This window comes from Caballeronia sp. BR00000012568055 (genome assembly GCF_029439455.1).
Lineage (GTDB): Bacteria > Pseudomonadota > Gammaproteobacteria > Burkholderiales > Burkholderiaceae > Caballeronia.
The window spans coordinates 1-10,009 of record NZ_JAQFVG010000014.1; the positions used below are offsets into that span (position 1 = coordinate 1).

Annotated in this window: 10 protein-coding genes; 6 read left to right on the forward strand and 4 right to left on the reverse strand. The window is 62.0% G+C overall.

The features are described from left to right. Window positions 1-47: 47 nt before the first annotated feature. Window positions 48-992 carry a LysR substrate-binding domain-containing protein gene (locus tag P7F28_RS01560; protein ID WP_277182649.1) on the reverse strand — a complete coding sequence of 315 codons (945 nt, stop codon included), beginning with the start codon at window positions 990-992 and terminating at the stop codon, window positions 48-50. Window positions 993-1,123: 131 nt separating this feature from the next. Here P7F28_RS01560 and P7F28_RS01565 point away from each other — a divergent pair, with 131 nt between their 5' ends. The 4 genes from P7F28_RS01565 (at window position 1,124) to P7F28_RS01580 (ending at window position 6,509) form a co-directional block, all read left to right on the forward strand. Further along, complete coding sequence (locus P7F28_RS01565) at window positions 1,124-2,206, forward strand: tartrate dehydrogenase (protein WP_277182650.1); 1,083 nt, start codon at window positions 1,124-1,126, stop codon at window positions 2,204-2,206. Window positions 2,207-2,352: 146 nt separating this feature from the next. Continuing rightward, window positions 2,353-3,672 carry an MFS transporter gene (locus P7F28_RS01570; protein WP_277182652.1) on the forward strand — a complete coding sequence of 440 codons (1,320 nt, stop codon included), beginning with the start codon at window positions 2,353-2,355 and terminating at the stop codon, window positions 3,670-3,672. A 138-nt stretch (window positions 3,673-3,810) separates the two neighbouring features. After that, entirely contained in the window at window positions 3,811-4,695 is an 885-nt protein-coding gene (locus P7F28_RS01575) for a hypothetical protein (RefSeq protein WP_277182654.1), read from the forward strand. Window positions 4,696-4,955: 260 nt separating this feature from the next. Next, the gene (locus P7F28_RS01580; RefSeq protein ID WP_277182656.1) at window positions 4,956-6,509 is read left to right on the forward strand and encodes a sensor domain-containing diguanylate cyclase; all 1,554 of its coding nucleotides are present in this window, start codon (window positions 4,956-4,958) and stop codon (window positions 6,507-6,509) included. A gap of 55 nt (window positions 6,510-6,564) precedes the next feature. Here P7F28_RS01580 and P7F28_RS01585 read toward each other — a convergent pair whose 3' ends face one another. Beyond that, the gene (locus P7F28_RS01585) at window positions 6,565-6,759 is read right to left on the reverse strand and encodes a hypothetical protein (protein ID WP_277182658.1); all 195 of its coding nucleotides are present in this window, start codon (window positions 6,757-6,759) and stop codon (window positions 6,565-6,567) included. 264 nt (window positions 6,760-7,023) lie between these two features. Between P7F28_RS01585 and P7F28_RS01590 the strand changes: the two genes are divergently transcribed. Further along, window positions 7,024-8,064 carry an aromatic acid exporter family protein gene (locus P7F28_RS01590; protein ID WP_370467205.1) on the forward strand — a complete coding sequence of 347 codons (1,041 nt, stop codon included), beginning with the start codon at window positions 7,024-7,026 and terminating at the stop codon, window positions 8,062-8,064. Window positions 8,065-8,085: 21 nt separating this feature from the next. Here the strand turns inward: P7F28_RS01590 and P7F28_RS01595 are convergent, their stop codons facing one another. Continuing rightward, complete coding sequence (locus tag P7F28_RS01595) at window positions 8,086-8,232, reverse strand: hypothetical protein (RefSeq protein WP_277182662.1); 147 nt, start codon at window positions 8,230-8,232, stop codon at window positions 8,086-8,088. Window positions 8,233-8,350: 118 nt separating this feature from the next. On the opposite strand from P7F28_RS01595, the gene P7F28_RS01600 reads away from it, so the two are divergent. Continuing rightward, window positions 8,351-9,274, forward strand: coding sequence for an AlkA N-terminal domain-containing protein (locus P7F28_RS01600; RefSeq protein ID WP_277182664.1), 924 nt, complete (start codon window positions 8,351-8,353; stop codon window positions 9,272-9,274). A 12-nt stretch (window positions 9,275-9,286) separates the two neighbouring features. Here P7F28_RS01600 and P7F28_RS01605 read toward each other — a convergent pair. After that, window positions 9,287-10,009: 6-bladed beta-propeller (locus P7F28_RS01605; protein WP_277182665.1), on the reverse strand; the 723-nt coding region annotated here is incomplete at its 5' end.

Genomic DNA, 10,009 nt, shown 5'->3' on the forward strand with positions numbered 1-10,009 from the left:
TCGTTTAAGGAACTTCAGTATAGCGCCGAGCCTGCCTTAGCTTTCTTTTAGCTTAGCGATCCGTTTGTCTTAGCTTGACCGCGCGCATGCGTCAAATCGAGTGCGATGAAATCCACGAACGCGCGAATACGCGCGGACATTTGATGTCGCCTTGAATAAACGGCATAGACATCGGCATTGGGCGTGTCGTAGTCGGGAAGCACGGCGATAAGCCGGCCATCGGCAAGATAGTCTGCTATGTCCCATTCAGCGCGCATCAGAATGCCGTGGCCCTCGAGCGCCCACTTGACGGCGATCTCGCCATCGTTGGTCGTGAGATTGCCTTTGATCCGCACGGCCTCCGTTTTTTGCGCGGCTCCGCGCCCGGAACTCAAGCGCCACACGCCATAGGCTTCATCGCCCTGACGGATGCCGATGCAGTTGTGCCGCGTGAGATCGTGCGGCGTCGCGGGCATGCCGTGCGCGGCAATATACGCGGGCGCTGCGCATAACAAACGCCGATTCGGCGCAAGCCGGCGCGCAATCACGCGCGTGTCCGGCGGCTCACCGAAGCGGATGCAGACGTCGAAGGTATCGTCGGTAAGAGGCGGTGGCGCGACGGATAGCTGAAGCTGAACCGATACCTGCGGATGCCGCGCGACAAAGCGCGAAATGGCGGGCGCGACATGACTGCGCCCAAAGCCAAGCGTCGCATTCACGCGCAACAGCCCTTTCGGGCTTTTCTTCGCGTGGCCGAGGAGTTCGGCCAATTCATCGATTTCATCGAGAATGCGGCGCGCGTGATCCAGATAAAGCTCGCCCTCGGGCGTCAGCATCATGCGGCGCGTGGTGCGGTTCACCAGCGGCACGCCTGCGCGCGATTCCATCAGCGTCAGCCGCTTGCTGACGGCGGCGGGCGTCAGTCCGAGTTCGCGTGCGGCTGCGCTCAGGCTGCCCGAAGCGGCGAGCGTCGAGAAAAAAGCCAGATCGGCGGGCTGGACGGTATCGGCCACGGTATGTTGAATTGTGAATTCAAGTTAAAGATGCTTTGAGTTTAGCACCGGTTTTAACGTCGCCAGTTCGGTAGAGTGGTCTCACGCTGCACACCCGGTAGCACCCGAAATATCGAAAACGGAGACGAGACATGAAGACTTATCGCATCGCAACCATTCCTGGCGACGGCATCGGCAAGGAAGTCGTGCCTGCCGGCCGGCAAGTGCTCGAAGCGCTGGCCAAATGCACGCAGAGTTTTGCGTTCGATTTCGAGAATTTCGATTGGGGCGCGGACTACTACCGTAAGCACGGCGTGATGATGCCTGCCGACGGCTTGAACGCCCTGCGCGACAAAGACGCGATCCTGTTCGGTTCCGCAGGCGACCCCGACGTGCCCGATCACATCACACTATGGGGTCTGCGGCTCAAGATTTGTCAGGGCCTGGATCAATATGCCAACGTGCGGCCCACGCGCATCTTGCCGGGCATCGATGCCCCGCTCAAGCGTTGCAAGCCCGAAGACCTGAACTGGGTCATCGTGCGGGAGAACTCGGAAGGCGAATATTCCGGCGTAGGCGGACGCGTGCATCAGGGGCACCCGATCGAAGCCGCGACGGACGTTTCCATCCTCACGCGTGCGGGCGTCGAACGCATCATGCGTTTTGCATTCAAACTGGCGCAGTCGCGGCCGCGCAAACTGCTGACCGTCATCACCAAGAGCAACGCGCAGCGTCACGCCATGGTCATGTGGGACGAAGTGGCGGTCGAAATCTCGAAGGAATTTCCCGACGTGAAGTGGGATAAGGAATTGGTCGATGCCGCCACCGCGCGCATGGTCAACCGCCCCGCCACGCTCGATACCATCGTCGCCACCAATCTGCACGCCGATATTCTCAGCGATCTCGCCGCAGCGCTGGCAGGCAGCCTCGGCATCGCGCCGACCGGCAACATCGACCCGGAACGCCGCTATCCGTCGATGTTCGAGCCAATCCACGGTTCGGCCTTCGACATCATGGGCAAGGGTCTGGCCAATCCGATCGGCACCTTCTGGTCGGTCGTGATGCTGCTCGAACATCTCGGCGAATTCGATGCCGCCAGACGCGTCATGGCCGCGGTCGAAGCCGTCACCGCGGATCCATCGCTGCATACCGGCGACCTCGGCGGAACAGCGACCACGGCGCAAGTGACCGCCGCGGTCTGCGCCTTCGTCGAGCGCGTGGAAGTCGCTGCCTGATCCGCATCCGCTGATCCATCCATCGACCGGCCGCACGCACGCGGCCGGGCCACCAAGCATGCGGTACATCGCATATTGCATGCAATGGAGACGCTCGCGCGTCATTCCTCAAAAGAGCACCGCTCGACCTCCAAAGGAGGAGACACATGCATTCCGCCACTCAATCCGATATCGAAAGCCGCGTGAATCGAAAGCTCGCGTGGCGCATCATTCCGTTCGTGATGCTGCTGTATTTCGTGAGTTTTCTCGATCGCGTCAACGTGGGCTTCGCCGCGATGACGATGAACAAGGCCATCGGACTATCGCCCACTGCATTCGGTCTGGGCGGTGGACTGTTCTTTATCGGCTATTTTCTGTTCGAAGTGCCGTCGAATCTGATCCTGCATAAAGTCGGCGCGCGGCTCTGGATTGCGCGCGTGATGGTGACGTGGGGCATCGTGTCGATCGCATCCGCGTTCGTCACCGGACCGACGAGTTTCTACGTGCTGCGCTTTCTGCTCGGCGTAGCCGAAGCGGGCTTTTTTCCGGGCGTGATTCTTTATCTCAGCCTCTGGTTTCCCGCCAAACAACGCGCCGTGGCCGCCGCATGGTTCATGGCTGCCGCGCCCATTTCGACGGCGATCGGCTCGCCGCTCTCGGGCGCGATCATGCAGATGCCGCCGATCTTCGGCCTCGCTGACTGGCAAATCCTCTACATCATCGAAGCGCTGCCCGCCGTGGTGCTCGGCTTCGTCGTGCTCAGATTTCTGACGGATACGCCCGCGAAAGCGCACTGGCTCGATGGCGAGGAGCGCGCATGGCTGATCGCGAAACTGAAGACCGAAGCCGATGCACGACAAGGTCACGCCGGCCACACAGCAGGCGCGTGGAGCGCCCTCCGCGATCCGCGCGTGCTGGCCCTTGCCCTGATCTATTTCGGCACGTCTGCGGGGCTGTACACGCTTGGTTTGTGGGCGCCGCTGATCATTCGGCAGTTTGGTTTCAGTGCGTTCGAGACCGGGCTGATCAACGGCATTCCGAGCGTGATCGCCGTTATCGCGATGATCCTGTGGGCCAGGCACTCGGACCGCACGCAGGAGCGTACGTGGCACGTGGTCATTCCGTGCGCGCTGGCGTGCATCGGCTTCATTTTTGCGGGTCAGGCGAGCACGGCGCTGTTCGTGGTGCTGGCGTTGATCGTGGTGAACGTGGGGATCAGCGCGGCGAAAGCGCCGTTGTGGGCCATGCCGAGCATGTTTCTTTCGGGCGCAGGCGCGGCGGCGGGCATCGCCATGATCAATTCGATCGGCAATCTCGGCGGTTTCGTCGGCCCCTTCGCGATCGGCTGGCTCAAGAACGCCACCGGCAGCTATGCGGCGGGCCTCTACGTCGTCGGCGCGACCTTGGCGATGTCCGCGATCATCACGCTGATGTTGAGCCGCAAAGCCAGACAGGAGCGCGAACACGCGGCGACGGCAAGAATGTGACCGGCTTTCGGCGGACATGAAAAAAGAGCGGCTCCGGGCCGCTCTTTTCTTTTGCGTTTTTTCTCCTTCAGCCAGTTCCATCGCTTAGTTTTAAGATAGCGGCTTCGTGATTCGGCACTGTGCGCAGGAGATTGCTACGTGTTTTTTTCCAGGAAAGCGAATCGAGGACGTAACGAAGCCGCTCGCGCTGCGGGCGTGCTTCTGATTTCTGCATGCTGCATTCACGCGCAGACCGCGCGGTCGGCTGCGAGCGCGCGCCGCGCGGACACGGTAGCCAGCGCGGCAAACGCCGCCAGCGATCCGATCGCGAGCCTCCTTTCCGCCGATTCGCTGCCGCCCAACTTCACCGGCGACAATCCCGTGCATGTGCGCGACGCGTTGACCGGTCACGTCGGCGCAACCGCCCCTTCCGCGTCGATCACCAATCGGGTGCGCACCTTTCTCACGCATCCCTTGCAATCGATCCGCAAGGACGAGCGGCAAGCGGCATCGGCGACGCGTGCCGCTGGCCAGAGCACGGCCGGATCGCAGGGGAATCGCACCTTCGTGTTTGTCGTGCCAGCCGCGTACGGCGTTCGATTCGAAGCCAAACGCAAGGTTGTGAGCGTGGACGTATCGCTCGCATCGCCCGAAACACCGGATGCCATTCTGCTCAGGCAGACCGTCAAAGGACAGAGCGGCCGCAAGCTGGTCATCGCGCCCGAAGCCAAGGCAAAAGGCTTCGTTCAGACTTTCGACACCATTCAATTCCGCACGGACGGCACCACCAAAACCATGGTCAGGGGACGCACGCTTGCGCCCGATCTGGCGCACGCGCGCAATGGTGATTTCGCGATTGTGCTGATCTGCACGCTGGAACCGCCTTATATGACCGAGCAAGTCGATCACAGCGATCCAACCGACGAAGAGCCGACCGATATCACGCACCGGACTTCAACCTTGCAAGGCATCGTAAATGCGGTGTGGCTGATCGATCGCAAGGACGGCGCCATCGTCACCAAGCGACTGCGGCTCGTGAAATAAGGGCTTTTCTGCAGCGTGCATTCACACGCTACGTGTGGTTTCAGGGTTGCGCGGACGGTGCCAGATCAAATACCTGTCGGCCAACCGACTACAATCGACACTGCATGACATCGACGCGTTACCTGAGAGACGCGCTAAAAGCCCCTTTTTCAAGGCTTTTTTTTCGATGTTTTCGACGAACCGCGTGCCACTCGACACACCGGAGACCGGGCGCACGCGTTACGAATAGAGAGAGAGGTATGCCCTCTGGACTGAATGCCATGCGCAAGAGCAGCCGTTCCCTCGGCCGGCGATTGATGCGTCGCAACAACAGCCTTGCGATGCGTTTCGCCGATGTCTTTTCGCGCTTCCCCGTGATCGCGGGACTGCTCGGCACGGCCATCGCGCTCTCGATGGCCGTGCTGTCCTTCACGGCCTTGTGGCAAGGCCGCGCACAGGCGCTGCAAAACGCGCATCAGGCATCGGCGAATCTGGTGGCGACACTGAGCGCGGATATCGCACGGAATATCGAATCGAGCGACCTGTCTTTGCGCACCATCGTAAGCGGCGTGGAAACGCCGGCCGTCATGACGCTGCCACTCGACTTGCGCAAAATGGTGCTGTTCGATGGCGCGACCGCCGTGAGTTATGTGGGCGGCGCATTCGTGATGGACGCGCAAGGGCATATCGTAATCGATCGCGACGACGGGCGAAGTGTGTACCCCGATCTCAGCGACCGTGATTATTTCAAGGTCCACGTGCAGCGGCCCGATGTCGGGCTTTATATCTCCGCGCCTTACCGATCGCGCCTTCGCGGCGGCACTTATTCGCTCGCGTTGAGCCGTCGCATCAACGCGCCCGATGGTTCGTTCGCAGGCGTCGCCGTAATCGCGATTAATCTGGAGTACTTCAATATTCTGCTTTCGCGCGTAAGCGTCGATCCGCTGGGTTCTGTGTTCATCGTTCAACAGGATGGGCTGATGCTCGCACGCAAGCCCGCCCTGCCAAGCGGCGCGGCCAGTTCCGTCGCGAGTTCGCCCACCTTCAAGGCGATGCCTTCACAACCTTCGGGATCCTACATTTCCGTATCGCCGCTGGACGGCGTGCGACGCATCTATACCTTCACGCGTGTACCCAACACGGAACTGATCGCGGCGGTCGCCCCGGCCGAAGCGGACGTGCTGTCTTCATGGAAGGACCGCAGCCTCGTGATCGGCGGCCTTACGCTGATGTTCGGCGGCGGCTTCATCATAATTTCGTGGCTGCTGGCTATTTCGCTGCGCTCACGCGCCATCGCGCAGGAAAAGCTGCAAAGGCTCGCGGGCACCGACTCGCTCACGGGCCTGTCGAACCGGCGCGCGCTCGACCGCAAGCTCGATGAAGAATGGCGTCGCGCGCGGCGCGCGGAGCTGCCGCTGTCGGCGCTCTTTGTCGATGTCGATCACTTCAAGCTCTACAACGATACCTACGGCCACGCGATGGGCGACGATGCGCTCGTGGCGGTGGCCGAATGCATACAGAATTCCGCCAAGCGTCCGGGCGATATCGTCGCGCGCTACGGCGGCGAGGAGTTCGTGGTGATCCTGCCGGGTGCATCGGCGGAAGGCGCGGTGGCGTTCGCCGAACATTTGCGGGCGGAAGTCGAAGCGCTCGATATGCCGAACAGCGCTGCGCCCAAGGGCATTCTCACCGTCAGCATCGGCTGCGCGACATCGGTGCCGCGTCAGAACGACGACGCGTTAAAACTGCTCAATAACGCCGATGCCGCGTTGTATCGCGCGAAACGTGCGGGGCGAAACCGGGCAGAGCATGCGGACAGCGCCACTCAGGCGTGATCCTTGGCCATCTTGAACCAGGCACCTCGCAGCGCCTGGTTCCTCGTGCGGCGGATCAAAGCGGATGCAGTTTGCCGTCCAGGTCCATCGACCACTTCGAGCCGTCCTTGAAGGTCAGCACGCCGCTCTGTGCATCGATATGAATGGGCTTGCCGGCAGGCTCCTTCTTGTCGCCGCCGACGATGCGGGACATATCGGATGCGGACAGTTCTTGCGCATGCTTCAGGTCGTCGAGTTTGAGCGACGTCATGGCGGTTCTCCTTGGCGATACGTGGATGAGTTATCGGGCAACGTGCTGGCGCCCGCCTTGTGTTTTGCATGTGTTATGCCACTATCTCGGGCCACCTTGCAGGAAAGCCGCAGCGCCTTAGCAGACGTACGATTGCGGTCAGCGCGATGTAATCGCGCAGAAACGTGCCTGTCGGACCATGCCAGACTGTCGGCGCGAAAGCTGTCTTCCGCGTAGCGACACTTTTGATCGACGAACCAGCGGAATCGAATCCATTATTCAGCCATGACCGTGTTGTCCTCTCTCCGTGATTGGCTTCCGGCCCGATTCGGCCGGCCCGAAGCCAGGCGTCTGGCCCGCACGCTCGCGGGTTGTGCGCTCAGCTATGGCGCGGCGCGTCTTGCCGCGCTGCCCGAAGGCTACTGGGCGATCATCACCACACTGGTCGTTGTCACGCAGCCGAGTCTTACGCAGGCGTTCGGTACCGCGCGCGATCAGATCATCGGCGCGTTTATCGGTGGCGTGGTCGGCATGCTGGGTGTGATCGCGATCGATCACGGCGCGGCACCGCTGGTGGTGTTTTCCGTGGCTTTGGTGCCGCTCGCTGCATTGGCGGCGGAGCGGCCCGCGTTGCGGCTGGCCTGCGTGACGCTCGTGATCGTCGTGTTGATTCCGGCGGGCGGCGGGCCGTTCTTTCAGCGGCCACTGCATCGCATCTTCGAGATTCTGATCGGCGCAGCGTCCGCGTTCGTGGTGGTCGCGGTCTTGCCGAATCGCGCATTGAAAAGCGCCCACCGATGCGCCGCGGATACGGTGACGAGCCTCGGGCAACTTGTCGGCCTGCATCTGTCGGGGAAGGAAGACGCGGCGCGCGCGGCGCAACTCGAAGCCGAGAGCAACCGCGCGCAACAGGCGCTGGACGACGCGCTTCAGGAAGCGCAGCGCGAGCACATCATCGTGCCGCTGCAACGTGGACGCGCCGATGCCATCGACAAGGCCGCGCCCTTTCTGCGCCGCCTGCACAGCGATGCGCTGTTTCTCGCCAAAGCCGTCTCACGTGACGATCGCGCCGCGTGCGCCACGCGCTTTCACGATGACGCGCAAGCCTTGCAGGAAGCCTTCGCCGCCCTCGCCGACGCACTGGGCTCAATGCATGCAAAAGACGACGCGCTCGATTGCATACAACATGCAGCCGAGGCGCTGAAACGCACCGTCAAGGCGCACGATCCGCAAGAGAGCGGGCACGATGTCGCGCGCTTTGTGATCGGCCTGATCGCGATCGATCTCGATGCGTTGATCTCCGCGATCTATCCGTCGGAATCCTAACCGGTCTTGCCGGGCCGCGAATCAAACGAGGCGTCTGTAAAAAGGCACGGTCTGCGTGTGCGTGCTCGCGACCGCGCGTTCGTGTTGCACGTAACGCGTGACCGGCGTCACGACTGCGAGCGCTGCGACGATAACAATCGCGAAAATGCTGATGCTGATGGCGTTCATGTCCGTCTCCGATAAGTGTGTGTCCATGAGACGCATTGTGGCCGCCGATTCTTAGCGAAGAATGAGCATCGCGGTAACATCCGCCTGACGCCATTTCGCCGTGCATACGGCATTCAACATGCAATCGACCCAGCTTTGCCGCGACGCCACACTCGAACTGCCCTTCAAACGGCCGTTCGACTGGACCCGCATGTTGAGATTTATCGGCGGACGGGCGTCGGCCGGGGTCGAGTCGATCGAAGGCGATGTGTATCGGCGCGCGATCGAATGGCGTGGCGCGGACGGCACGGTGGAAGCGAAGCCGCACGAGCGCAAGCATCGGCTGATCGTGACGGTCGAGGGCGAAGTCGCACGCTATGCAGACGAACTCGCCGATCCGATCGCGCGAATGTTCGACCTCCACGCCGACCCGCGAATCATCGCGCAATGCCTTGGCCAGGATCCGCTGCTTGCACCGCTAATCGATGCCGCGCCCGGTTTGCGCGTGCCCGGCGCGTGGTCCGGTTTCGAACTCGTGGTGCGGACCATCGTCGGGCAACAGGTCAGCGTGAAAGGCGCATCGACGATCATGAACCGGATCGTGCAGCGTGCGGGACGGCGTATCGACGGGCATCCGCATGAGGGCACCGCGTGGCGCTTTCCTACGCCCGCCGAGCTGGCCGTCGCCGATCTCGACAAGATCGGCATGCCGACACGGCGGATCGAAACCGTGCTGCGATTCGCGCAGGCGGTCGCCAGCGGCGCGTTACCACTCGATACCCCCGGCACCGATCACGAGCAACTGAAGCGCGACTTGCTCGCCATGCCGGGCATCGGTCCGTGGACGGTCGGGTACGTCGCCATGCGCGCATTACGCGACCCCGACGCGTGGCCCGACGCCGATCTCGTCCTGATGCAGGCGATCGCGAAAGGCGATCCGTCGGCGCTCAAACCCGCGCAGCAGCGCGCACGCGCCGAACGCTGGCGACCGTGGCGCGCGTATGCCGCGATGCACTTGTGGAACGGCGTAGCCATGCAGACGGGCAGCGCGCGCGACGGCTGAATTTTTCCGGCCTTATCCGTGCAACATTAACTTCTGCACGCGCCAGTTCAACAACTCCGCCACGTAAAGCGTATCCGGCGCGGGACAGGACATCTCGTGAATCCAGCCGAATTGCTTCAATTGCTTGCCCGATCTGCCGAACATACCGAGCAGCTTGCCATCGAGCGATAGCTTGTAGATGCGGCCCGGAAACGCATCCGAGCAGTACAACACCTGATTCGGTCCGGGCGATATCGCAATCGCCCACGGCGATCCGGGCGCAAACGTGCCTTCCGCGATATCGGCTTCGTCCGGCATATTGCCAATGGCGGGACGCGCATCGGGCGGCACGGGCGCATCGATCGTGATCTGCCGCTGAAAGTTGCCCTCGCCGTCGAAGACCTGAATCCGGCGATTGCTTCGATCTGCTACATAAACCAGATTGTTCGCATCCACGGCGATGCTGTGCGGCGTGTGAAACTGCCCCGGCCTCGTGCCGCGATCGCCCCACGACTTGAGCCAGTCACCGTCTTTATTGACCTTGCCCACGCGCGAATTGATATAGCCATCGCTGATATAGGTGTTGCCTGAGGTATCCCATGCAACATCGGTCACTTGCCGGAAGCGTCCCGGTTCTGAAGGCAAGGGCGGATTCGGATGCTTCAGCGGCCCGGTCTTTTCGTCCGCTGCTTCCTGTTTGCGGCCGAACACCATCGCCACGCGCCCTTCCGGCGTGAACTTGATGATCATGTCCGA

Excerpts from the sequence above, each read along its gene's own strand:
- P7F28_RS01565 (WP_277182650.1), top strand. The coding sequence starts at position 1,124 with ATGAAGACTTATCGCATCGCAACCATTCCTGGCGACGGCATCGGCAAG.
- P7F28_RS01570 (WP_277182652.1), top strand. The coding sequence starts at position 2,353 with ATGCATTCCGCCACTCAATCCGATATCGAAAGCCGCGTGAATCGAAAG.
- P7F28_RS01580 (WP_277182656.1), top strand. The coding sequence starts at position 4,956 with ATGCGCAAGAGCAGCCGTTCCCTCGGCCGGCGATTGATGCGTCGCAAC.
- P7F28_RS01585 (WP_277182658.1), bottom strand. The coding sequence starts at position 6,759 with ATGACGTCGCTCAAACTCGACGACCTGAAGCATGCGCAAGAACTGTCC.
- P7F28_RS01590 (WP_370467205.1), top strand. The coding sequence starts at position 7,024 with ATGACCGTGTTGTCCTCTCTCCGTGATTGGCTTCCGGCCCGATTCGGC.
- P7F28_RS01595 (WP_277182662.1), bottom strand. The coding sequence starts at position 8,232 with ATGAACGCCATCAGCATCAGCATTTTCGCGATTGTTATCGTCGCAGCG.
- P7F28_RS01600 (WP_277182664.1), top strand. The coding sequence starts at position 8,351 with ATGCAATCGACCCAGCTTTGCCGCGACGCCACACTCGAACTGCCCTTC.